23 protein-coding genes and 1 other annotated feature are annotated in these 21,615 nt (G+C 53.9%); of the genes, 13 read left to right on the forward strand and 10 right to left on the reverse strand.

Translation table 11 applies throughout. The features are described from left to right. The first annotated feature begins 52 nt into the window (after window positions 1-52). Entirely contained in the window at window positions 53-367 is a 315-nt protein-coding gene (locus tag ACZAHD_RS03395; protein ID WP_462455550.1) for a glucose PTS transporter subunit EIIB, read from the forward strand. A 140-nt stretch (window positions 368-507) separates the two neighbouring features. Here ACZAHD_RS03395 and ACZAHD_RS03400 read toward each other — a convergent pair whose 3' ends face one another. After that, complete coding sequence (locus ACZAHD_RS03400; protein WP_462455533.1) at window positions 508-1,779, reverse strand: maltoporin; 1,272 nt, start codon at window positions 1,777-1,779, stop codon at window positions 508-510. A 270-nt stretch (window positions 1,780-2,049) separates the two neighbouring features. On the opposite strand from ACZAHD_RS03400, the gene ACZAHD_RS03405 reads away from it, so the two are divergent. From ACZAHD_RS03405 to ykgO, 3 genes are all read left to right on the forward strand, one after another. Beyond that, entirely contained in the window at window positions 2,050-3,123 is a 1,074-nt protein-coding gene (locus tag ACZAHD_RS03405; protein WP_462455534.1) for a LacI family DNA-binding transcriptional regulator, read from the forward strand. Window positions 3,124-3,240: 117 nt separating this feature from the next. Beyond that, window positions 3,241-3,501 carry a type B 50S ribosomal protein L31 gene (locus tag ACZAHD_RS03410; RefSeq protein WP_004858777.1) on the forward strand — a complete coding sequence of 87 codons (261 nt, stop codon included), beginning with the start codon at window positions 3,241-3,243 and terminating at the stop codon, window positions 3,499-3,501. 2 nt (window positions 3,502-3,503) lie between these two features. Beyond that, on the forward strand, window positions 3,504-3,644 hold the full coding sequence (ykgO, locus tag ACZAHD_RS03415; protein WP_003859006.1) for a type B 50S ribosomal protein L36: 141 nt from the start codon (window positions 3,504-3,506) through the stop codon (window positions 3,642-3,644). Here ykgO and ACZAHD_RS03420 read toward each other — a convergent pair. Beyond that, on the reverse strand, window positions 3,641-4,351 hold the full coding sequence (locus ACZAHD_RS03420) for a GNAT family N-acetyltransferase (RefSeq protein WP_462455535.1): 711 nt from the start codon (window positions 4,349-4,351) through the stop codon (window positions 3,641-3,643). The two genes, ykgO and ACZAHD_RS03420, sit on opposite strands and share 4 nt — an antisense overlap. Window positions 4,352-4,452: 101 nt before the next feature. Here ACZAHD_RS03420 and pdxR point away from each other — a divergent pair, with 101 nt between their 5' ends. Continuing rightward, complete coding sequence (pdxR, locus tag ACZAHD_RS03425; protein ID WP_462455536.1) at window positions 4,453-5,904, forward strand: MocR-like pyridoxine biosynthesis transcription factor PdxR; 1,452 nt, start codon at window positions 4,453-4,455, stop codon at window positions 5,902-5,904. On the opposite strand, the gene ACZAHD_RS03430 is transcribed toward pdxR, so the two are convergent. Then, on the reverse strand, window positions 5,879-6,349 hold the full coding sequence (locus tag ACZAHD_RS03430; RefSeq protein ID WP_462455537.1) for a YlaC family protein: 471 nt from the start codon (window positions 6,347-6,349) through the stop codon (window positions 5,879-5,881). The genes pdxR and ACZAHD_RS03430 overlap by 26 nt on opposite strands. On the opposite strand from ACZAHD_RS03430, the gene ACZAHD_RS03435 reads away from it, so the two are divergent. After that, window positions 6,343-6,477, forward strand: a complete 135-nt coding sequence (locus ACZAHD_RS03435; protein ID WP_462455551.1) for a hypothetical protein — start codon at window positions 6,343-6,345, stop codon at window positions 6,475-6,477. The genes ACZAHD_RS03430 and ACZAHD_RS03435 overlap by 7 nt on opposite strands. On the opposite strand, the gene maa is transcribed toward ACZAHD_RS03435, so the two are convergent. From maa to acrA, 5 genes are all read right to left on the reverse strand, one after another. Then, window positions 6,449-7,015, reverse strand: coding sequence for a maltose O-acetyltransferase (gene maa, locus ACZAHD_RS03440; protein WP_462455538.1), 567 nt, complete (start codon window positions 7,013-7,015; stop codon window positions 6,449-6,451). The two genes, ACZAHD_RS03435 and maa, sit on opposite strands and share 29 nt — an antisense overlap. Before the next feature lie 153 nt (window positions 7,016-7,168). Beyond that, a complete protein-coding gene (locus tag ACZAHD_RS03445) occupies window positions 7,169-7,387 on the reverse strand; it encodes an HHA domain-containing protein (RefSeq protein ID WP_004858783.1) in 219 nt (72 codons plus the stop codon). Between the two features lie 26 nt (window positions 7,388-7,413). After that, window positions 7,414-7,788 carry an Hha toxicity modulator TomB gene (tomB, locus tag ACZAHD_RS03450; RefSeq protein ID WP_004858785.1) on the reverse strand — a complete coding sequence of 125 codons (375 nt, stop codon included), beginning with the start codon at window positions 7,786-7,788 and terminating at the stop codon, window positions 7,414-7,416. Window positions 7,789-8,313: 525 nt separating this feature from the next. After that, window positions 8,314-11,460, reverse strand: coding sequence for a multidrug efflux RND transporter permease subunit AcrB (acrB, locus tag ACZAHD_RS03455; RefSeq protein ID WP_462455539.1), 3,147 nt, complete (start codon window positions 11,458-11,460; stop codon window positions 8,314-8,316). Window positions 11,461-11,482: 22 nt separating this feature from the next. Next, complete coding sequence (gene acrA, locus ACZAHD_RS03460) at window positions 11,483-12,676, reverse strand: multidrug efflux RND transporter periplasmic adaptor subunit AcrA (protein ID WP_462455540.1); 1,194 nt, start codon at window positions 12,674-12,676, stop codon at window positions 11,483-11,485. A gap of 142 nt (window positions 12,677-12,818) precedes the next feature. On the opposite strand from acrA, the gene acrR reads away from it, so the two are divergent. Further along, window positions 12,819-13,469, forward strand: a complete 651-nt coding sequence (acrR, locus tag ACZAHD_RS03465; protein WP_462455541.1) for a multidrug efflux transporter transcriptional repressor AcrR — start codon at window positions 12,819-12,821, stop codon at window positions 13,467-13,469. A gap of 133 nt (window positions 13,470-13,602) precedes the next feature. Beyond that, window positions 13,603-16,950 carry a mechanosensitive channel MscK gene (mscK, locus tag ACZAHD_RS03470; protein WP_462455542.1) on the forward strand — a complete coding sequence of 1,116 codons (3,348 nt, stop codon included), beginning with the start codon at window positions 13,603-13,605 and terminating at the stop codon, window positions 16,948-16,950. Between the two features lie 51 nt (window positions 16,951-17,001). Here mscK and rsmS read toward each other — a convergent pair whose 3' ends face one another. Continuing rightward, entirely contained in the window at window positions 17,002-17,178 is a 177-nt protein-coding gene (gene rsmS, locus ACZAHD_RS03475) for a pleiotropic regulatory protein RsmS (protein WP_462455543.1), read from the reverse strand. Window positions 17,179-17,192: 14 nt separating this feature from the next. Beyond that, on the reverse strand, window positions 17,193-17,720 hold the full coding sequence (priC, locus tag ACZAHD_RS03480; protein ID WP_462455544.1) for a primosomal replication protein N'': 528 nt from the start codon (window positions 17,718-17,720) through the stop codon (window positions 17,193-17,195). A gap of 69 nt (window positions 17,721-17,789) precedes the next feature. Here priC and ACZAHD_RS03485 point away from each other — a divergent pair, with 69 nt between their 5' ends. The 5 genes from ACZAHD_RS03485 to ACZAHD_RS03505 form a co-directional block, all read left to right on the forward strand. Then, window positions 17,790-18,167 carry a DUF454 family protein gene (locus ACZAHD_RS03485; protein WP_462455545.1) on the forward strand — a complete coding sequence of 126 codons (378 nt, stop codon included), beginning with the start codon at window positions 17,790-17,792 and terminating at the stop codon, window positions 18,165-18,167. A gap of 150 nt (window positions 18,168-18,317) precedes the next feature. Further along, window positions 18,318-18,869 carry an adenine phosphoribosyltransferase gene (gene apt / locus ACZAHD_RS03490; protein ID WP_462455546.1) on the forward strand — a complete coding sequence of 184 codons (552 nt, stop codon included), beginning with the start codon at window positions 18,318-18,320 and terminating at the stop codon, window positions 18,867-18,869. A gap of 91 nt (window positions 18,870-18,960) precedes the next feature. Then, complete coding sequence (dnaX, locus tag ACZAHD_RS03495; RefSeq protein ID WP_462455547.1) at window positions 18,961-20,874, forward strand: DNA polymerase III subunit gamma/tau; 1,914 nt, start codon at window positions 18,961-18,963, stop codon at window positions 20,872-20,874. Then, window positions 20,204-20,268: a sequence feature (DnaX frameshifting element), on the forward strand. It overlaps the preceding gene by 65 nt. 57 nt (window positions 20,875-20,931) lie before the next feature. After that, a complete protein-coding gene (locus ACZAHD_RS03500; protein WP_004858807.1) occupies window positions 20,932-21,264 on the forward strand; it encodes a YbaB/EbfC family nucleoid-associated protein in 333 nt (110 codons plus the stop codon). Then, window positions 21,264-21,615 (forward strand): recombination mediator RecR (locus ACZAHD_RS03505; RefSeq protein WP_462455548.1); only part of this gene is annotated, 352 nt, incomplete at its 3' end. The genes ACZAHD_RS03500 and ACZAHD_RS03505, both read left to right, overlap by 1 nt.

Raw genomic sequence — 21,615 nt, forward strand, 5'->3', positions numbered from 1 at the left:
CCTGCTCCTGCGAGCAGGCTTTTTTTTACCTTGATATTATCAGGAGTGCATGATGGTCAGTTTAAAATCCTTTCTGCATTATTTCGCTCAACCTCGCCAACCAGTCCCGTTAAGCGATATTGAAAAGCAACAGCTACAGTATTTAATTCAGGCGTTTGGTGGGGAAGAAAATATGGTTAATGTCGATGCCTGTATTACGCGTTTGCGGGTCACAGTTAATAATCTGGCCATCGTCGATTCTCAGGCGTTACAGCAGCAAGGGGCGCTGGGCGTGATTATTCTTGGGCAACAGGTGCACGCTATTTTTGGCAAGCAGTCTGACGCCCTGCGTCAACTCCTGGACGAGCACTTTACCAGCCGTAAATAAAGATAATAAATAAAAAGGGATAACTCAATATTGAGTTATCCCGAAAATAAGACAAAGAAAATAATGGCAATAATCATTACCGGAGGGTAATTACGACCTTACAGCTGGAGATAAAATATGTTCAGATAACAAGATGACTCTTACCACCAGGCTTCGACCTGGACACCGAAGTTCCATGTATTGCTGGCGGTTTTATCTTCAAACGGTTTGCCATTCTCGGAATCATTGAGATAGGAGGCAAAAATACGTAATTCCGGGCGAGACATAAAGTCCGGGCCATCGGCCAGACCCAGCGCAATGGTGTATTTCTCGCCGGCTTGTTTGTAGTCGGTATTGTTCTTATAGCTGTCTTTCTGGTAGAAACCGCCGACTTCGCCAATCAAACGGACATACTCGGTGAACTGATACTGTCCGCGTGCGACCAGAGAGAGTAGGCGCGTTTTGTTGGTGTAGTCGGTGATGTCGTCGGCGGAGCCCCAGGTTAGCACATGGTTAATTGAGAATTTGTCGGTGATCGGAATCAGACCGGTGTTGATTACGCGATAGCCGGTGGCATCGTTGACGTAGTTCCACATGTCGTACCAACCGCCGCCCTGGGAGACCATGTTCTGCGCCAGCCCTTTATTCGCATACTGCAGAACCAGCTTGTTGTAACCGCCCAGCATATCCTGGCTGATTTCACTGGTTAGCATCACACCGTTATCGGCATCGTACAGCCCGCCGTAGCTATCCTGTTTTTTGGTGGTGTTAGGCATTGCGTAGTCGATACCAAATTCGGTCCAGGCGCCGGACCATGGTTTCCAGCCCGCATAGCGCAGATCGACATAGTTGATATTGACGTTGCTGTCGCCATCGACGCGGTAATCAACATCGTTTGCGTCACCGCGGATCCAGGCAAGTGAAACGGCGCCTGGGCCAAAGGTATAGTTTTCGATCCCGGCACCGGAACCGGAGATGTTCCAGTATTTGGTATCGATGATGTGCAGATCGTGGCGCTGGTAGTAGCGCTTGCCGCCCCAAATTACCGCATTAGGATCGCCTGGGATCAGGCCTTTAATTTGCAGGTTCAACTGACGCAGGCCAAACTGCGCATCGTCATTGAGGGTGGTTTCGTTATCGTTAGAACCGTCAGAGACCATGCTGACCATGCTATCGAGATAGAAGCTGACGTCGTCCTTTTTGTATACCTCAGAACCCAGCTCCAGTTCGCCATAGGTATCGGATTCGTTACCCAGACGACCAATTTTGTTTTTTTGCCATTCGGCCAGACTGCCATCTCCGGAGACCCCAACTCCGGCACGCATATAACCATGAAAATCGATTCCAGGAACAGAGGCGGAAGCCGCAAGCACGGATGGTGAAATCAGCGCGGCGGCCAACGCAACAGATACTGTGCGCAGCGTAGTGTTCATGTCTATCCTCTTATTGTTTTGTATTACGTTCACATTCACGGTGTCATGAAATGCCTAAACGTAACTCCAGGCAATTTAATGATCGCGATAGTGTGATTTAGTGCAAATAAAGTGGCGTGATTTGTTACGGTCAGTGAGTCAATTCACAATTTGATGTATTGTGAGCGTAATACTTTTATTGTCATATTCGAGCAGGAAAACGTTGCGGAGCGCGTTTTTTTAAATAGCCCCTGTTACAATTCAGGGATAACAACAGTAAGGAACCGGACCATGAAGTCGAAAAGCGCAACCTTAGAAGATGTCGCGCGTCATGCAGGCGTCTCCTATCAGACCGTGTCCAGGGTACTCAATAAATCTGCTAATGTATCCGAGGCCACGCGTCGTAAGGTGGAGAAATCCATTGAGCTATTGCGATATGTCCCTAACCGCCTGGCCCAACAGCTGGTGGGCAAGCAAAGTCGGACCGTTGGTCTGGTGACGATTTCACTGTCGTTGCACGCACCTTCTCAGGTCGCCGCAGCGGTAAAACGCTATGCGAACGTGGAAGGTTATCAGGTGTTAATCTCTATGATCGATGAGAGCGTCAATCAAAGTATTCAGGAATCCATCAATGAGCTGAAGTCTCAGCTGGTTGATAAGGTCATTATCAACGTGCCGCTGGAGACCGAACAGGCCCAGAAAATCGCGGCTGATAACGATGATATCGTTTGTCTCTTTCTCGATGTCGATCCCTACAGCTCCGTGTTCAACGTTTCGTTTAATCCGGCTGATGGCACCCGCGCGAGCGTCAAATATCTGTATGAGATGGGCCATCGGGAGATTGCGCTGCTGGCCGGGCCGGAAAGCTCCGTCTCGGCAACATTGCGCCTGAAGAGCTGGATAGAGACGCTGGCAGGGTATGGTCTGCAGCCGGTGACGGTGATTCGTGGTAACTGGGACGCGCAAAGCGGCTATGCGGGCGCGCTGCAGATGTTGCGTGAGACGCCGAAATTTACGGCAGTGCTGGTGGGGAATGATCAGATGGCGCTGGGGGTACTGAGTGCGTTTCATCAGCATCAGGTCCCGATTCCCGGTGAGAAATCGGTAATTGGCTACGATGATACCTATGAAAGCTCGTTCTTCTACCCGGCGCTGACGACCGTGTCGCTGGATCTCGATTTGCAGGGGAAAGAGGCCTTACGTCGTATTCTTGATAGCGGCGATGGCGAAATCTCGCGTACCTCTTCAATCCTGCCTGCACGGCTGGTCGTGCGTCATTCCACCGGGCCAAGAACGGAGCAGGGGAAAGACCTGCAGGCGATTGCAGAACAGCTGCGTGCGCTTGCCCATCAACTGAATTCTTAATCTCTCATGGGCGGTTCGCGCCGCTCGACTTTTCATCCCTTTGCTTTTCATGGTTGATCTTTGTCTTTGAGCGGCGTAACCTAATTGTTATGTTATAACATATATGACGAGATTATCATGAAAGACAATATCCATCCGCATTACCGTACTGTCGTGTTCCATGACACCAGCGTGAATGAATATTTTAAAGTGGGATCGACAATCAAGACCGAGCGCGTGATTGAGCTGGATGGGGAGACCTATCCTTATGTCACCCTCGATGTGTCGTCTAAATCGCACCCGTATTACACCGGTAAGCAGAAAGCCCTCAACAGCGAAGGCAGCACTGCACGTTTCCGCCAGCGCTTCGGCGGCTTTATTGATGCTAAAAGGAACTAAGGATGCAGGTACTTAACTCGTTGCGCAGTGCGAAACAGCGCCACCCGGACTGTCAGATTGTGAAACGCAAAGGGCGGCTGTACGTTATCTGCAAAAGCAATCCTCGCTTTAAAGCCGTACAGGGACGCAAGAAGAGACGCTAGTCTGTCGACGTGCGGAAGCTCTCCAGCGTGGCACGCTGCTGACCATCGGGGCTAAAGTTCCCACTGTCCAGCCATCGCTGCATCGCCTTATCAATCATCGGCCACTCGCTGTCGATTATCGAAAACCAGTCGGTATCGCGGTTGTGGCCCTTTATCACTAACGCCTGACGAAAGCGCCCCTCAAAGTGAAATCCCAACCGTTGCGCCGCCCGGCGCGAAGGCTCGTTCAGGCTATTACATTTCCACTCATAGCGGCGATAGCCGAGGGTATCGAAAACATAGTGCATCAGTAGCCATTGGGCTTCCGTCGCCATTGCGGTCCGGCTGAGCAGCGGTGAGAAGTGCACGTGCCCGACTTCAATCACGCCATTTGGGGCATCGATACGCATCAGTGCCAGGGAGCCGATGGGCTGCTGGGTCCGTTCATCCACCACGGCGAAATGGAGAGGATCGCCGAGCTTTTCCACGCTGGCTATCCAGGCGCTGAATGTCTCAACGCAGTTGTCCGGTTCGCGCAATAACCACGTCCAGCTCCGGGTATCCGGGGCCAGTTGATGCGCGGCAAAGAGCGCGCTGGCGTGAGCGGGAGTCAGCGGCTCCAGGCGGCAGTAACGTCCCTGTAGAATTTGGCGTTCCGGAAACGGACGCGGCTGCCAGTCGGGCAGGGCCTGACCAACAGGCTGTCCGAACGAATTATATTGAGGCATTGGGGGCTCCTTGTCTGGGGGAATGGAGTGAGACTAAAGTTTTACTGGTTCCATAAAAAGGACCATAGAGGTATGTTTTGATGGTGCCACGAGGAGCCGCGATGAATATTCCTGATGATGCCTTCTTTACACTACTGGAACACGCCTTATCCCGGCGAGGTCATGAAACCCTTCAGCATACGCTGTATCGCGCGCTGCGCGAGGCGATTTTGCAGGGGGCGCTGGCAGGCGGTAGCCGGCTACCGGGGTCACGAATTATCGCGACGCGGATAAATCTGTCGCGTAATACGATTAACGGCGCGTTGGAGCAACTGACCATGGAAGGCTACCTGCAGCGCAGCCGTCAGGGAACGTATGTGGCGACGCTGACCGCCTCCGGTGAGCGGGAGGAGCAACCGCTGACTATCGCGCTGCCGGAGCGGCTGCTCGCGCTACCTCCCGGCACTCGTCGCGATTCGCCGACGTTGGCATTGACTCCCGGCACGCCAGCGATTAACTATTTTCCTCTACCAATCTGGCGGCGGCTGCTCGACAAGGTGCTACGCGAAGAGGGGGGAGCACTGTTGGGCTACGGAGAGGCGGCAGGGGAACTCGCGCTGCGGAAAGCGATTGTCCGCCATCTGGCGATATCTCGCGGGATCCGCTGCGACGCCCGGCAAATCGTGATTACCGAAGGTGCGCTCGAAGGGGTGAACCTCTGTACCCATCTGCTGAGCGTGGCGGGTGATACCGTATGGGTTGAAGAGCCGGGATATCCCGGCGCGAAGAGCGTATTTATAAAAGCCGGGTTACAGATAAAAGGGATGCCGGTGGACAGTGAAGGGATGTGCCCGGATGTGAACGAGAACCCGCCGCCGCGGCTGATTTTTACCTCACCGTCGCACCAGTATCCCTGTGGCGCAGTGATGAGCGCAGGCAGGCGCCTGGCGCTGCTGGAATATGCCCGCCAGCATGACGCATGGATTGTTGAAGATGATTACGATAGTGAGTTTCGCTATAGCGGTGAACCTGTTCCAGCGATGCCGGGGATGATAAAACAGGCGCCGGTGGTCTACATCGGCACCTTCAGCAAGACGTTGTTTCCGGCGCTGCGTATTGGTTTCGTGGTGATGCCTCCCGCCCTGGCGCAAGCTGCTCAGGGCTTTGTGGGATCGTTGCTGCGTGGTGGTCACCGGGTTGAACAACGAGCGCTGGCGTTATTTATCGAAGAGGGGCATTACGCGCGTCATCTGGCGGCGATGCGGCGCTTGTATCGCCGGCGACAACTGCAGCTCCGTGAGGTGCTGGCGGCGGAGCTCACGCAACCTTTTGCGATTCTCGGTGGCGAGGGCGGACTGCACCTGACGGTGGCGATTGACGGGATAGACGATGGTGCGGTGGTGGAGCAGGCGCGGCAGTACCAACAAGCACCGGCAGCATTAAGCCGGTTTTACCTTGATACACAACGCGCGCGAAGCGGGCTGGTGCTGGGGTATGGCAATACGTCCGCCTCGCTTTTTGGCCCTGCGGTGCGGACGTTGAATCGTCTTATCGGGCGGTACCGACGCGGTTGAGGCTGAAGATATCGTAGAACGAGAGTTTACCTTTCGTCGCCACCATTTTTTGGAGCTGGGTTTTCTGCTCGCCGTCCACGCGGGGTGACTGCATAATGCGTTCGATCAACTGCTGAGGAACGTATCGCGTGTTGTACCACTCCCCGTTGTAGCAAACGCGAAAATCCAGGACATCGATATCCTCGTAGCGGTAGCGCGGGTAGACGTCAAAAAAGAAGAAGCCGTTTAACAGAGCGAACAGAACCACCAGTAGCCAAACCGAATCGGCCAGCGTTTCCGAGGTCAGCATGACCACGAATGTTGCCAGGAATGCGGCGTACATTGCTACGAACAGCCACGGATGATTGCGAATAAAACTGATACTAAAGCGCGGAAGGTTGTCGCGCTTCTCTTTCACATTGAGCTCATCAATCGTGTTTGTCAGCAGTTGTTGTATTTCTGTCATCTTGGTCCCCGAATTCTGCTAAGGCTCAGCCTGAAGGCTATTTTATGTTGCGGAAATCTCTCGGGGAAGTAACAGATCAGTTGCAGAAAAGCATAACAGTTACGCTTTTTCAGCTGTCAGCATCTTAATGATTTGCGCCGGGTTGCCGCCGACCACGGCATTGGCCGGAACATCTTTCACGACTACGGCGCCGGAGGCAATGACTGCATTATCGCCGATAGTGATCCCGGGATTAATGACCGCCCGTCCGCCAATCCACACATTATGGCCGATAGTCACGGGTTTACCGTATTCTTTACCGCTGTTGCGTTCGGCGGCATCTAATGGATGCGTGGCGGTATAGATATGGACGCCGGGCGCCAGCATGCAATTATCACCGATATGAATCGGGCAGACATCGAGCATCACGCAATCAAAGTTTGCGTAGAAATTTGCGCCGAGGAAAATATTGTAACCATAATCACAGCGGAAAGTGGGTTCAATATCAGCATCGTTAGCCTGGCCAAACAGTTCCGTCAGACATATTTTCCGCCACTCCCGTTCGTCCGGGGACGAGTGGTTGTAGCGATGTAGCAATTGCCTGGCGCGCAGACGGTCTGCCCGTAGCACGGCATCGCCAGGAAGATACAGTTCACCGGCGATCATTTTACCTTTCTCTTCACTCATGCTGCTTTCCTGATTAAGGTCGGTAGGCATCACACTATACAAAAAGAAACCGGTTTCATGGGTGCGCCTTGGTGACTTATGCGAGTAATATCACAATGATACCCAGAGTAGGGGGAGGACCCGGTTAAGCATCTGACTGACAGGTAAAATGAATTAGCGAATGAACTTCCACACCGATGTCGGAATTTTGTCGTAGAGCTTATTCATCGTCAATTCAGCAAGACGGTGATCGGCCGCTGAGTAAAATACAGCCAGTTCGTTATCTGAAAGTTCATATTTGTTTTTTTCAATTACACGTTCCAGCGTATCAATTGTCTGACAGCGACGTAAGCGCATCAAATAGTCTGTTTTGGTTAATGGTTCACCAGACATAACTTCACCTTTTGATTGTAATAATACTAACAAGAAAGACTTGCCGGATTTTCCCGGCTGGCGTTGACAAAACATCGGAATAACCGATTTCCCGATTTGCGCCATTTCTGTAGATCGGCCGTGTTAATGCCATAACTGCTGAACAACATAAAAGTGTCATCCAGGTATTCGTCCAGCTGAGCGATCAGTTTATTATCTTCAGCGTACTTAATTTTATAATTAAGCGCGAACGTAGCTATGTGTTCGATCAATTCATTAAGTTGAAGATTGATAGCCGACGTCGGGTCATTTACCCACCCGTGGTTACTCTCTTCCAGGTTTGCAAGGCAGTCATGATACAGGGTTTCGCAAAGAAATCGAAGCTGCGCGATATCATGTCTTTTTGGCGAGTATTCGTCCATAACGCATCCCCTTTTTAGTGGTTTAAACGACGACTAGCAAGCACCGTTGTGGGATGAACACGACTAACAGACCTGACACATACATTGTAATCCTGTTTTTTTAACTATAATCCACTCTCAAAAAGATTTCACCGTGCTATTACGAAAAATTACAATTATCGCCGTTAATTTATCTTAAAAATATCTGAACTAATTATGCCATGTCATTCAAAGTGATGCTTCTTCAAAGCAATGCTTATGGATCATTGATTTAGCAGACTCTTTTCTTTGACACCAGAACTTAAACCCGGACAACTCTGAGGTTAAGAATGTTCTTAGTTTAGATAAGGGTAAAGCGACAAAAGAATAATCTGATAAAAACAAAGTAAAACTTATCGCCAGAAATTGTATATCAGGATGCAAAGTAAACCGTAGCAATGCGTGCGTTTCAATATACGCTATCCGAAAAATTTCCTCAACGAATGCTGAAGCGAGCGGGGACGAAGGCGAAAAAAAGGGCCGCTAGCGCGGCCCTCAGTGGAGAGATTAATGATGCTCAGTCGGATGGCTGTGCTCAATGTCTTCCGATTTCTTGCTGAAGCGGCGGCGAACCACCACGAAGAAGACCGGAACAAAGAAGATAGCCAGAACCGTTGCCGTCACCATCCCGCCCATTACGCCGGTACCTACGGCGTTCTGCGCGCCGGAACCTGCGCCGGAGCTAATAACCAGTGGCATAACCCCGAGGATAAACGCCAGCGAGGTCATCAGGATTGGACGCAGACGCATACGCACTGCTTCCAGGGTCGCTTCAATCAGCCCCTTGCCTTCTTTATCCATCAGGTCTTTGGCGAATTCTACGATAAGTATCGCGTTCTTCGCCGACAGGCCAATGGTGGTCAGCAGGCCTACCTGGAAGTAAACGTCGTTCGTCAGACCACGGAACGTGGCCGCCAGCAGTGCACCGATAACCCCCAATGGGACAACCAGCATAACGGAGAACGGTATCGACCAGCTTTCATACAGCGCCGCCAGACACAGGAATACCACGATCAGCGAGATAGCATACAGCGCTGGTGCCTGGTTGCCGGACAGACGTTCCTGATAGGACATACCGGTCCAGTCATAACCAATACCCGCAGGCAGTTTTTTGGCCAGCTCTTCCATCATCGTCATCGCTTCACCGGTACTTCTGCCCGGCGCCGCCTGACCGAGGATCTCCATTGACGGCAGACCGTTATAGCGTTCCAGGCGCGGTGAACCATACTCCCAGTGTGAGGTGGAGAAAGCTGAGAACGGCACCATCTGTCCATTGCTACCACGAACATACCAGTTGCCAATATCTTCCGGCAGCATACGGTATTTCGCTTCAGACATGACGTAGACTTTCTTCACGCGACCGCGGTCGATGAAGTCATTGACGTAGCTACCGCCCCAGGCGGCGCCCAGCGTGGTATTAATGTCGCTGATAGATACGCCCAACGCCTGCGCTTTCTCCTGGTCGATATCCACCTTGAACTGCGGCGTATCTTCCAGGCCGTTCGGACGAACACCGACCAGTAAATCAGGGTGTTGCGCCACTTCACCAAACAACTGGTTACGTGCCTGCGTCAGTTTTTCATGACCCAGGCCGCCCTGGTCAATCAGCTGGAAGTCAAAGCCGGTTGCGGTACCCAGTTCGACGATAGCCGGCAGGTTAAAGGCGAAGACCATCGCATCTTTAATCTGCGAGAAGCGGGCCATCGCGCGACCGGTAATCGCTTCAACTTTGTTCTCTTTGCCCGGACGTTCGCTCCAGTCTTTCAACGAGACGAAAGCGATGCCGGTGTTCTGACCACGACCCGCGAAGCCAAAGCCGTTAACGGCAAACACCGATTCAACGTTGTTTTTCTCTTTGGTGAGATAGTAGTCCGTCATCTCGTCGAGCACTTTCTGCGTACGTTCCTGCGTAGCACCGGCCGGAAGTTGCGCCATGCTCAGGAATACGCCCTGATCTTCATCCGGCAAGAACGAACTTGGCAGACGGACGAACAGCCAGGCCATTCCGACGACGATGATCAGATACAGCACCAGGTAACGACCGGTACTACGCAGAATGTTACCTACGCTATCGGTATAATGGTGCGTGCTCTTATCGAACATGCGGTTAAACCAGCCAAAGAAGCCTTTGTGCTCGGTATGACCGCCTTTAGCGATGGGTTTCAGCATTGTGGCGCACAGCGCCGGGGTCAGGATTAACGCAACCAGCACCGACAGCGCCATCGCCGAAACGATGGTGATGGAGAACTGGCGGTAAATCGCCCCTGTTGAACCACCGAAGAAGGCCATCGGGATAAATACCGCAGAAAGCACCATCGCGATGCCGACCAGTGCGCCCTGAATCTGGCCCATGGATTTACGGGTTGCTTCCTTCGGCGGCAGGCCTTCTTCTGCCATGACACGCTCGACGTTTTCCACCACCACGATGGCGTCATCGACGAGCAGGCCTATCGCCAGCACCATACCAAACATGGTCAGGGTATTTATCGAGAAGCCAAAAATGGCAAGAATGGCGAAGGTACCCAGTAAGACCACCGGTACCGCGATGGTTGGAATCAACGTGGCGCGGAAGTTCTGTAGGAACAGATACATCACCAGGAAGACCAGGATGATCGCTTCAGCCAACGTTTTAACCACTTCATGAATCGAGATCTTCACGAACGGCGTGGTGTCATACGGGTAAACAACCTTCAGACCTGACGGGAAGTACGGCTCCATTTTCGCCAGCTCAGCGCGAATGGCCTTCGCCGTATCCAGGGCGTTGGCGCCGGTCGCCAGTTTGATACCCAGACCGGAGGCCGGCTGGTTATTAAACTTCGCGATGATGTCGTAGTTTTCGCCACCGAGTTCTACTTTCGCCACGTCACGCAGACGAACCTGCGAACCGTCCTGGTTCACTTTCAGCAGAATATTGCTGAATTCGTCAGCGGATTTCAGACGGGTCTGCGCGATGATTGAGGCGTTCAACTGCTGGCCTTTCACCGGCGGCGTGCCGCCTAACTGACCGGCTGCGACCTGGGCGTTCTGCGCTTTAATCGCGTTGATTACATCGACCGGCGTCAGTTGGAAGTTGTTCAGTTTGTTCGGATCCATCCAGATACGCATCGCGTACTGAGAACCAAACAGCTGAACGTCACCCACGCCGGACGTTCGGCTGATCGCATCTTTCATGTTGGCGCCAACGTAGTCGGAGATATCCTCCTGCGTCATGGTGCCGTTGGTGTTGATAACGCCGACAACCATCAGGAAGCTGCTGGAGGATTTCTCCACGCTCACGCCCTGTTGCTGTACTTCCTGCGGCAGCAGCGGCATGGCGAGCTGCAGTTTGTTCTGCACCTGTACCTGCGCGATGTCCGCATCTGTACCAGACTGGAAGGTCAGGGTTATCTGTACCGTACCGGTTGAGTCACTGTTGGAGGACATGTACATCAGGTTATCGATACCGTTCATGTTCTGTTCGATAACCTGCGTCACGGTATCCTGCACCGTTTTTGCATCAGCACCAGGGTAGGTTGCAGTGATCGAGACTGCTGGTGGCGCAATCGTTGGATATTGCGCGACAGGCAGCTTCAGGATCGCAAGTCCCCCGGCAAGCATGATGATTATGGCGATCACCCATGCGAATATGGGGCGATCGATAAAGAAATTAGGCATGTCTTAACGGCTCCTGTTTAAGTTAAGACTTGGTTTGTTCTGACTGAGCGTTGCTGGCAACTTGCTGTTGATCGTCAGAGGCTACTTCCTGCGCTTTAACCTGCACGCCTGGTTTTACTTTTTGCAGTCCGGCGACAATCACGCGATCGCCGGATTTCACTCCGCTGGTGACCAGCCATTTATCGCCAATCGCCTGCGTTGCTGTGACCTGACGAACTTCGACCTTATCGCCTTCACCGACAACCATAACGCTGGCATCACCACGCGGTGTACGGGTTACGCCCTGCTGCGGAACCAGCAGGGCGTCCGGGTTGGTCCCTTCCTGCAGACGAGCGCGGACGAACATCCCTGGTAACAGGGTATGATCCGGGTTCGGGAAGATGGCGCGTAAAGTGATAGAACCGGTGGTCTGGTCAACGGTGACATCAGAAAACTCCAGCGTGCCGCTCTGCGGATACTTCAGACCGTCGTTGGTAACCAGTTCGACTTTGGCTTTACCGTTTTCTTGTTTCAGCGTGCCATTTGCCAGCTCTTGTTTCAGACGCAGGAAATCGTTACTCGACTGGGTCACATCAACATAGATAGGATCCAACTGCTGCACGGTTGCCAGCGCAGTGGCCTGACCGTTCTGCACCAGCGCACCTTCGGTCACGGCGGATTTACCAATCCGGCCGCTGATAGGCGAAGTCACTTTGGTATAGGCCAGGTTAATACGTGCAGTTTCCACAGCGGCTTTCGCCGCAACAACGGCAGCATTGCTCTGCTGGGCGTCGGCGACGGCAGTATCATAATCCTGTTGACTGATGTATTTGGTGCCGAGCAGTTTCTGATAACGCTTAACCGTCAACTGGGCGATATTGGCCGCTGCCTGTGCTTTGGCTAAGTCGCCTTTGGCGCTTTCATAGCTGGCCTGGTAAGTCGCCGGATCGATCTGATAAAGGGACACTCCAGCCTGGATGTCGCCGCCTTCCGTAAAGTTACGTTTCAGAATAATGCCACTTACCTGAGGACGAACTTCTGCAATACGGTAGGCGCTGGTACGGCCCGGTAGCTCAGTGGTGATTTGCAGAGGTGCGGATTTGAGCGTCACAATACCGACTTCCGGCATATGCTGGGCTCCTTGTTGAGCCGGTTTGTCGTCACATCCTGTTAGCGCTAAGCTGCCTGAGAGCATCAGAACGACCGCCAGAGGCGTTAACCCTCTGTTTTTGTTCATATGTAAACCTCGAGTGTCCGATTTCAAATTGTTCAGTGGCTCAAACGACCACAAACCCACTACTGTGTTTCTATTATGGTCATGCTATGGTACATACATTCACAAATGTATGTAAACGCAACCTCTGCAAACTCATCGACCTATGGCACGAAAAACCAAACAACAGGCACTTGAAACCCGGCAACACATTCTGGATGTTGCTCTGCGTTTGTTTTCGCAGCAAGGCGTATCATCTACCTCGTTAGCAGCAATTGCAAAAGCTGCCGGGGTAACGAGGGGGGCTATCTACTGGCATTTCAAGAATAAATCAGATCTATTCAATGAAATATGGGTGTTGTCGGACGCAAGTATTAGCGATCTTGAAGTTGAGTATCGGGCAAAATTCCCTAACGATCCACTGTCAGTTGTGAGAGGGATCTTAGTCCATGTTCTTGAAGCCACCGTAACAGAAGAGCGTCGGCGGCTCATGATGGAAATTATCTTCCATAAATGTGAGTTTGTCGGTGAGATGGAGGTGGTTCAGGAAGCGCAGCGCAGCTTATGTCTTGAGAGCTATGAACGTATCGAACACACGTTAAAGGAGTGTATTGCGGCCAAGATGCTGCCGGCCAATTTGTTAACCCGCCGGGCGGCGATTTTAATGCGTAGCTATCTCTCCGGTCTGATGGAAAACTGGCTCTTTGCACCGGATTCATTCGATCTTGAAAAAGAAGCACACGACTACGTGGCCATTCTTCTCGAAATGTATCAGTTTTGCCCTACGCTCCGGGCGCCTTCGGAGGGGAATAATTAGCGATACCGGAAAAATAAAAAAGGTGAGTGTTTGCTGATGGTCGCAGCTATTCGCGCGATTGCAGAAGTGCTATTCTGCGGGCTGCGACGACCCCCGGTATTCTCCGGCTATTGCAACCACTCATGTTAACACTATGCTGCATACTATCCGTTGGCGAAATGCCACTTCCGCTTTTGTAATTGTACTGTTGTTATTTGTCGGCTGTCTTAGCGTTAATCAGGCTTTGGCTGCCGATGTCCCTGACCGATCTGATATTCAGAATCAACTTAATACGCTAAATAAGCAAAAGGAACTGACACCACAGGACAAGCTGGTTCAACAAGACCTGGTGCAGACGCTTGAAGCACTCGATAAAATTGAGCGGATTAAGTCGGAAACGACTCAACTGCGGCAACAGGTTGAGCAGGCGCCAGCGAAGATGCGCCAGGCGGTTGATAGTCTGAACGCGTTAAGCGAGGTGCCTGATGATGAGGCGACGCGGAAAACGTTCAGCACACTCTCTTTGCGGCAGCTGGAATCTCGTCTCTCCCAGACGCTGGACGATCTGCAAACCGCGCAGAACGATCTGGCGACCTACAACAGTCAACTGGTCTCCCTGCAAACTCAGCCGGAACGCGTGCAAAATGCGATGTATGCGGCTTCCCAGCAGCTACAACAGATACGTAACCGCCTGAACGGCACCACCACCACGGGTGACGAAGCTCTGCGGCCAAGTCAGCAGGCATTACTGCTGGCGCAACAGGCCCTGCTTAACGCGCAAATCGAGCAGCAGCGGAAGAGCCTTGAAGGTAATACCGCGTTGCAGGATACGTTGCAAAAGCAACGTGATTACGTCAGCGCCAACAGTAATCGTCTTGAACATCAACTGCAGTTGCTGCAGGAAGCGGTTAACAGCAAGCGCCTGACGCTAACGGAAAAAACCGCTCAGGAAGCGGTCACGCCAGATGAGACGGCGCGTATCCAGTCCAACCCGCTGGTCCAACAAGAGCTGGACGTTAACCATCAACTGAGTCAGAAGCTCATCGCGGCGACCGAGAACGGCAATCAGCTGGTGCAGCGCAACATTAAAGTGAAAAACTGGCTCGATCGGGCGCTGCAATCTGAGCGTGATATCAAAGAACAGATTTCAGTCCTCAAAGGGAGCCTGTTACTGTCGCGCATCCTTTACCAGCAGCAGCAGACGCTTCCGTCGGCGGACGAGCTGGAAGATATGACCAACCGTATTGCCGATTTGCGTCTTGAACAGTTTGAAGTCAACCAACAGCGCGATGCGTTGTTCCAGAGCGATGCGTTCGTCGCCAAACTGGAAGATGGGCACAGCAGTGACGTGACCCCTGACGTACACAATGCCCTGCTGGACATCGTGGATATGCGCCGCGAACTGCTCGACCAGTTTAACAAGCAGCTCGGCAATCAGTTGATGATGGCGATTAACCTGCAGATCAACCAGCAGCAGTTAATGAGCGTCTCAAGCAACCTGAAAGCGATCCTGACTCAGCAGATTTTCTGGGTAAATAGCAATAAACCGATGGACTGGGAGTGGATTAAATCTTTCCCGGAAGCGCTGAAAGGGCAGTTTAAGGCGATGAAAATCACCGTAAACTGGGAGAAAGCGTGGCCAGCGGTGTTCGTTGCCTTCCTTGCCGGTCTGCCGCTGCTGTTGATTGCTGGCCTGATCCGCTGGCGCCTGCAGTGGTTACGTAATTACCAGGCCCGGCTGGCCTCGCAGGTCGGCCAGTTGCGTAACGACACGCAACTCCATACGCCTAAAGCGATTCTTATCGACCTGATCCGTGCATTGCCTGTCGTGCTGCTGATTCTGGCGATAGGGCTGATTCTGCTGACGATGCAGCTGAACATTAGCGAACTGCTGTGGGCATACAGTAAAAAACTGGCGCTGTTCTGGCTGGTGTTTGGCCTGTGCTGGAAGGTACTGGAAAAAGACGGCGTTGCGGTAAGCCACTTTAACATGCCGCCGCATCTGACCAGCCACTGGCGCCGGCAAATTGTGCGCGTCAGTCTTGCGCTGCTGCCGCTGAATTTCTGGTCGGTGGTCTCCGAGCTGTCGCCGCTGAATCTGATGGATGACGTACTGGGACAGTTTGTTATCTTCCTCAATCTGCTGCTGATCGCGGTACTGGTGTGGCCGATGTGTCGTGATAGCTGGCGTGATAAAGAGTCTCACAGCCTGCGTCTTCTCACCGTCACCGTTCTCTCGATTGTGCCTGTCGCGCTGATGGTGCTGACGGCAACCGGCTACTTCTATACCACCCTGCGTCTGGCCGGTCGCTGGATTGAGACCGTCTACCTGGTGATGCTGTGGAATCTGCTGTACCAGAGCGTTTTGCGTGGCCTGAGCGTTGCCGCGCGGCGTATCGCCTGGCGGCGTGCGCTGGCCCGTCGTCAGCATATGGTCAAAGAGGGGGCGGAAGGGGCTGAGCCGCAGGAAGAACCGACGATTGCGCTGGAGCAGGTCAACCAGCAAACATTGCGTATTACCATGCTGGTGATGGTCGCCTTGTTTGGTGTCGTATTCTGGGCAATTTGGTCCGATCTCATCACCGTATTCGCCTATCTCGACAGCATCACCTTGTGGCACTACAACGGCACCGAAGCGGGAGCCAGTGTGGTGAGGAGCGTGACGATGGGAAGCCTGCTGTTCGCGATCGTCGCGTCCATGGTTGCCTGGGCATTGATCCGCAACCTACCGGGCCTGCTGGAAGTGCTGATTCTCTCTCGGCTCAATATGCGCCAGGGGACGTCTTACGCCATTACCTCGATCCTGAACTACGCGATTATCGCGATCGGTGCGATGACGGTATTTGGCGCGCTGGGCGTCTCGTGGGACAAGCTGCAGTGGCTGGCGGCCGCATTGTCGGTGGGTCTGGGCTTTGGTTTGCAGGAGATTTTCGGTAACTTTGTTTCCGGTCTGATTATCCTCTTCGAACGCCCGGTGCGCATCGGGGATACCGTGACGATCGGTACCTTCTCCGGTACTGTCAGCAAGATCCGCATTCGCGCCACGACTATTACCGACTTTGACCGTAAAGAGGTGATCATCCCGAACAAAGCGTTTGTGACCGAGCGGTTGATCAACTGGTCACTCTCCGACACCGTGACCCGCGTGGTGATCCGCATCGGCGTGGCGTACGGGTCCGATCTGGATAAGGTTAAGGAAGTTCTGCTGCAGGCGGCACATGAGCATCCGAAAGTGATGCCGGAACCTGCGCCATCGGTCTTCTTCACCACCTTCGGCGCCAGCACGCTGGATCATGAGCTGCGTTTATATGTCCGCGAACTGCGCGATCGCAGCTATACCGTCGATGAACTGAACCGCGCGATCGACCGCCTGTGTCGTGAAAACGACATCAACATCGCCTTCAACCAGCTGGAAGTCCATCTGCGTAATGAAAAAGGGGATGAAGTGACGGCGCTCAAGCGTGAGGTCAAAGGGGACGATCCGTCTCCGGCTATCGGGTAAAAGACTCCGCAGGGGCGGCCAGTGTGCCGCCCCGTTTCAGACGGGCTGTCGTTAGCGTTTATCCGCTTCATCTGACGTCTGTCCGGTGTGCTTGAGTTTATTTTCATAGTCACGTTTGATTATCTCCAGCGCCCCCAATACGGTTTGCACTGACACCTGGTTCTCTTCAAGCAACATAATCAAATCAACGGCCAGTTTGACCTCATCCGGGGCGTTTTCCAGCGACATAGTGCTTCCTTCTGTTAGCGCGTTAAGCGTGCCAGCACGCCTTCTATTTTTTCCAGTGCATCGCGGCAGCGTGCTAAACGCCCGGTGCAGACATCGACTTCTTTCGCCAGCCGCTGCTGCTCCTCAAGCATCGTCGCCTGCGCGAGCTGATGCTGGCGATCGTTTCGCATCGCCAGCAGTCGACGTTCGTACTCCTGATGCTGAAGTCGCCGCCGCTGCCAGCGGTTCACTCCGGGCGAGGCGCTATCCCAGCGGCGCAGTGGCCAGGTTGCTGCCTCCCGGCTGAGGGCGGCAACCTGCGCGACCAGCCGCTCCGCCAGCCAGGCGACCTGTGGAAGCTGCTGTAGTTCAACGGCCTGCCGCAGCTCAGAAAAGTGCTGCTGCGCCTCCTCGAGACAGTCCTGCATCAGCGTGCTGCGAGTGCGGAACAGCTGGCGATCGAAGCGGGCGCTGAGCGTAGCATGATGCGCCAGCGGTGCCACCTGCACGGCCAACTGGGCCAGCTGATTTTCCAGCGTTTGTAAAAGCCGGGTTGTTTTCAAATAACACCTCCCTACCCTGATAGACAACTGTGCTAGAGTAGCCGCATCTGCCTGATAACGATTCGCATTATGCCACGTATTATTTTAATCATCATAGGCTGGCTGGCGGTAGCGCTGGGGACGCTGGGCGTCTTTTTGCCTTTATTGCCGACCACCCCGTTTATTCTGCTGGCGGCCTGGTGTTTTGCCCGTTCTTCACCGCGTTTTCACCACTGGCTGTTGTATCGTTCCTGGTTTGGCGGCTATCTTCGTCACTGGCAGCAATACCGTGCGATGCCGCCCGGCGCTAAGCCGCGGGCAGTCGTGATGATCCTGCTGACCTTCGCCGTGTCGCTGTGGCTGGTCAAGCTTACGTGGGTTCGCATCATGCTGCTGGTGATTCTGACCTGCCTGTTGATATTTATGTGGCGTATTCCGGTTGTTGACGCGACGCAACAAAAGCACTAATGCATCATAATGAGTGTTGCAATTGTCGCTTACAGACAGTAAATTCGAGCGTTTTCGAGCGCGGGCGCGCCTGGTTAAAGGTTAACCAAATGTTTCTTTGACCCGTTTGGCCTGCTCGTGAGTAACACCGTTTTTATCAGGCATAAACTTATGACCGCAACTGCACAGCAGCTTGAATATCTAAAGAACAGCATCCAAAGCATTCAGGACTATCCGAAACCGGGTATTCTTTTCCGCGATGTCACCAGCTTGCTGGAAGACCCGAAGGCCTATGCGTTAAGCATTGAGCTGCTGACCGAGCGTTATAAAAACGCCGGCATCACCAAAGTGGTGGGCACTGAGGCACGCGGTTTTCTGTTTGGCGCCCCGGTTGCACTGGCGCTGGGCGTGGGTTTTGTGCCGGTACGTAAACCGCGTAAGCTGCCGCGTGAAACCATTGCGGAGAGCTACGAGCTTGAATACGGTACCGATCAACTGGAGATTCATGTCGATGCGATCAAAGCGGGCGATAAAGTTCTCGTCGTTGACGATCTGCTGGCCACCGGCGGCACGATTGATGCAACCGTGAAGCTGATTCGCCGCCTGGGCGGTGAAGTGCATGACGCGGCCTTTATCATCAATCTGTTTGATCTGGGCGGCGAGCAGCGTCTGGAAAAACTGGGAATCCACTGCTATAGCCTGGTTCCGTTCCCGGGCCACTAAGCAAATCCCTCCACATAGCCTCGCCGATCGGGCGGGGCTGTGATAGCATGACCCCTCGTGATTTCACCTTCCAGCGTTTCAGAGCCAGCCCATGAGTTATCAGGTCTTAGCCCGTAAATGGCGCCCACAAACCTTTGCTGACGTCGTCGGCCAGGAACATGTGCTGACCGCACTGGCGAACGGCTTATCGTTAGGGCGCATTCATCACGCTTATCTCTTTTCCGGCACCCGCGGCGTGGGGAAAACCTCCATCGCGCGCTTGCTCGCAAAAGGGTTGAACTGTGAAACCGGTATTACCGCCACGCCGTGCGGCGTGTGTGATAACTGCCGCGAAATAGAGCAGGGGCGCTTTGTCGATCTGATTGAGATTGATGCTGCTTCCCGTACCAAAGTCGAAGACACCCGCGACCTGCTGGACAACGTCCAGTATGCACCGGCCCGTGGTCGCTTTAAGGTCTATCTGATCGATGAAGTCCACATGCTGTCGCGCCACAGCTTCAACGCGTTGTTAAAAACGCTCGAGGAGCCGCCTGCGCACGTCAAATTCCTGCTGGCGACTACCGATCCGCAGAAGCTGCCGGTGACGATCCTGTCGCGCTGTCTGCAATTCCATCTTAAGGCGCTGGATGTCGAACAGATCCGCCATCAGCTTGAGCATATTCTCGACGCAGAGCAGATTGCCTATGAATCTCGCGCGCTGCAGCTGCTGTCGCGCGCGGCGGATGGCAGCCTTCGCGATGCCTTAAGCCTGACCGATCAGGCAATTGCCAGCGGCGATGGCCGTCTGACGGCGGAGTCGGTCAGTACGATGCTCGGCACCCTCGACGACGATCAGGCGCTGTCGTTGATTGAGGCGCTGGTGGCGGCCGATGGCGAACGCGTCATGGCGGGGGTCAACGAAGCGGCCTCCCGCGGCGTTGAATGGGAAGCGCTGCTGGTTGAAATGCAGAGTCTGCTGCACCGGATTGCGATGGTTCAGCTCTCTCCTTCGGCGCTGGGCGCCGATATGGCTGCGGTGGAGCTGCGGATGCGTGAACTCGCGCGCACCGTGCCGCCCACCGATATACAATTGTACTATCAGACGCTCCTGATTGGCCGCAAAGAGCTGCCGTATGCGCCGGATCGGCGTATGGGAGTGGAAATGACGCTACTGCGTGCGCTGGCATTCCATCCGCAAGCGCCGCTGCCAGAACCCGAGGTGAAACCGCTACCGGCAACGCCGGCCGCGCCTGTGCAGGCGGCAGCGGTATCCGCGCCGCCGGTTCAGCCGCCGCCGCAGAATCTGCCACAAACCACCAGTCAGGTACTGGCGGCACGCAGTCATCTGCAGCGTAACCAGGGAGCCCCCACCCCAAAAAAGAGTGAACCGGCAGCCGCATCCCGCGCGCGGCCGGTGAATAACGCTGCGCTGGAGCGACTGAGTTCAATCACCGAGCGTGTGCAGGCTCGTCCGGCCGTCGCGGCGGTGCAGGAAAAGGTCCCGGCCAAAAAAGAAGCCTATCGCTGGAAGGCGACGACGATTGTCGAAACGGTGAAAGAAGAGGTCGCGACGCCGAAGGCGCTGAAGAAAGCGCTGGAACATGAAAAAACGCCGGAACTGGCGGCAAAACTGGCGCTGGAAGCGGTCGAACGCGACAGCTGGGCTGCGGAAGTTAACCAGCTGATGGTGCCGAAGCTGGTCGAGCAGGTGGCGCTGAACGCGTGGAAAGAGCAGGACGGTAGCCGTATCTGCCTGCATCTGCGTCCGAGCCAGCGGCATCTCAATTCTGCCGGCGCGCAGCAAAAGTTAGCCGAAGCGCTAGGCGTGTTGTACGGTTCACCGGTTGAATTGACTATCGTGGAAGACGATAATCCTGCGATGCGCACGCCGCTGGAGTGGCGGCAGGCAATTTATGAAGAGAAGCTCGCGCAAGCGCGCGAAGCAATTGTTGCGGATAACAACATTCAGACGCTGCGCCGGTTCTTCGATGCGGATCTGGATGAAGAGAGTATTCGCCCCATTTGATTGCAAGTTTGACTTGCGGTCAGCATCCTTAACGATGACTTACTGAGAGAGAAGCCTATGTTTGGTGGAAAAGGCGGCCTGGGTAACCTGATGAAGCAGGCCCAGCAGATGCAAGACAAAATGCAGAAAATGCAGGAAGAGATAGCGCAGCTGGAAGTGACCGGTGAATCCGGCGCAGGTCTGGTTAAAGTGACCATCAACGGCGCGCATAACTGCCGCCGCGTGGAGATTGACCCGAGCCTTCTGGAAGACGACAAAGATATGCTGGAAGATCTCGTCGCTGCGGCGTTCAACGATGCGGCGCGCCGTATTGAAGAGACCCAGAAAGAGAAGATGGCTTCCGTCTCCTCCGGCATGCAGTTGCCGCCTGGCTTTAAGATGCCATTCTGATGCAAACCAGCCCGCTGTTAACTCAGCTTATGGAAGCATTGCGCTGCCTGCCGGGCGTTGGCCCGAAGTCAGCGCAGCGCATGGCGTTTACGCTACTTCAGCGCGATCGTAGCGGCGGGATGCGTCTGGCGCAGTCATTGACGCGCGCGATGTCGGAAATCGGCCACTGTGCCGATTGCCGCACCTTCACCGAGCAGGAGGTGTGCAATATTTGCAGCAATCCTCGCCGCCGTGAAAACGGCCAGATTTGCGTGGTGGAAAGCCCCGCGGACATCTATGCCATTGAGCAGACCGGGCAGTTTTCCGGGCGCTACTTTGTCTTGATGGGCCATCTGTCGCCGCTTGATGGCA

This window comes from Raoultella sp. (assembly GCF_039594335.1).
Lineage (GTDB): Bacteria > Pseudomonadota > Gammaproteobacteria > Enterobacterales > Enterobacteriaceae > Klebsiella.

What these genes read in the sequence shown, in the direction of transcription:
- ACZAHD_RS03410 (WP_004858777.1), top strand. Translation starts at nt 3,241, where the DNA reads ATGAAAGACAATATCCATCCGCATTACCGTACTGTCGTGTTCCATGAC.
- ACZAHD_RS03500 (WP_004858807.1), top strand. Translation starts at nt 20,932, where the DNA reads ATGTTTGGTGGAAAAGGCGGCCTGGGTAACCTGATGAAGCAGGCCCAG.
- rsmS (WP_462455543.1), bottom strand. Translation starts at nt 17,178, where the DNA reads ATGTCGCTGGAAAACGCCCCGGATGAGGTCAAACTGGCCGTTGATTTG.
- ACZAHD_RS03400 (WP_462455533.1), bottom strand. Translation starts at nt 1,779, where the DNA reads ATGAACACTACGCTGCGCACAGTATCTGTTGCGTTGGCCGCCGCGCTG.
- ACZAHD_RS03445 (WP_004858783.1), bottom strand. Translation starts at nt 7,387, where the DNA reads ATGTCTGGTGAACCATTAACCAAAACAGACTATTTGATGCGCTTACGT.
- dnaX (WP_462455547.1), top strand. Translation starts at nt 18,961, where the DNA reads ATGAGTTATCAGGTCTTAGCCCGTAAATGGCGCCCACAAACCTTTGCT.
- ACZAHD_RS03395 (WP_462455550.1), top strand. Translation starts at nt 53, where the DNA reads ATGGTCAGTTTAAAATCCTTTCTGCATTATTTCGCTCAACCTCGCCAA.
- ACZAHD_RS03485 (WP_462455545.1), top strand. Translation starts at nt 17,790, where the DNA reads ATGCCACGTATTATTTTAATCATCATAGGCTGGCTGGCGGTAGCGCTG.
- ykgO (WP_003859006.1), top strand. Translation starts at nt 3,504, where the DNA reads ATGCAGGTACTTAACTCGTTGCGCAGTGCGAAACAGCGCCACCCGGAC.
- acrR (WP_462455541.1), top strand. Translation starts at nt 12,819, where the DNA reads ATGGCACGAAAAACCAAACAACAGGCACTTGAAACCCGGCAACACATT.
- ACZAHD_RS03430 (WP_462455537.1), bottom strand. Translation starts at nt 6,349, where the DNA reads ATGACAGAAATACAACAACTGCTGACAAACACGATTGATGAGCTCAAT.
- acrA (WP_462455540.1), bottom strand. Translation starts at nt 12,676, where the DNA reads ATGAACAAAAACAGAGGGTTAACGCCTCTGGCGGTCGTTCTGATGCTC.
- acrB (WP_462455539.1), bottom strand. Translation starts at nt 11,460, where the DNA reads ATGCCTAATTTCTTTATCGATCGCCCCATATTCGCATGGGTGATCGCC.
- mscK (WP_462455542.1), top strand. Translation starts at nt 13,603, where the DNA reads ATGCTGCATACTATCCGTTGGCGAAATGCCACTTCCGCTTTTGTAATT.
- pdxR (WP_462455536.1), top strand. Translation starts at nt 4,453, where the DNA reads ATGAATATTCCTGATGATGCCTTCTTTACACTACTGGAACACGCCTTA.
- apt (WP_462455546.1), top strand. Translation starts at nt 18,318, where the DNA reads ATGACCGCAACTGCACAGCAGCTTGAATATCTAAAGAACAGCATCCAA.
- maa (WP_462455538.1), bottom strand. Translation starts at nt 7,015, where the DNA reads ATGAGTGAAGAGAAAGGTAAAATGATCGCCGGTGAACTGTATCTTCCT.
- ACZAHD_RS03405 (WP_462455534.1), top strand. Translation starts at nt 2,050, where the DNA reads ATGAAGTCGAAAAGCGCAACCTTAGAAGATGTCGCGCGTCATGCAGGC.
- tomB (WP_004858785.1), bottom strand. Translation starts at nt 7,788, where the DNA reads ATGGACGAATACTCGCCAAAAAGACATGATATCGCGCAGCTTCGATTT.
- ACZAHD_RS03420 (WP_462455535.1), bottom strand. Translation starts at nt 4,351, where the DNA reads ATGCCTCAATATAATTCGTTCGGACAGCCTGTTGGTCAGGCCCTGCCC.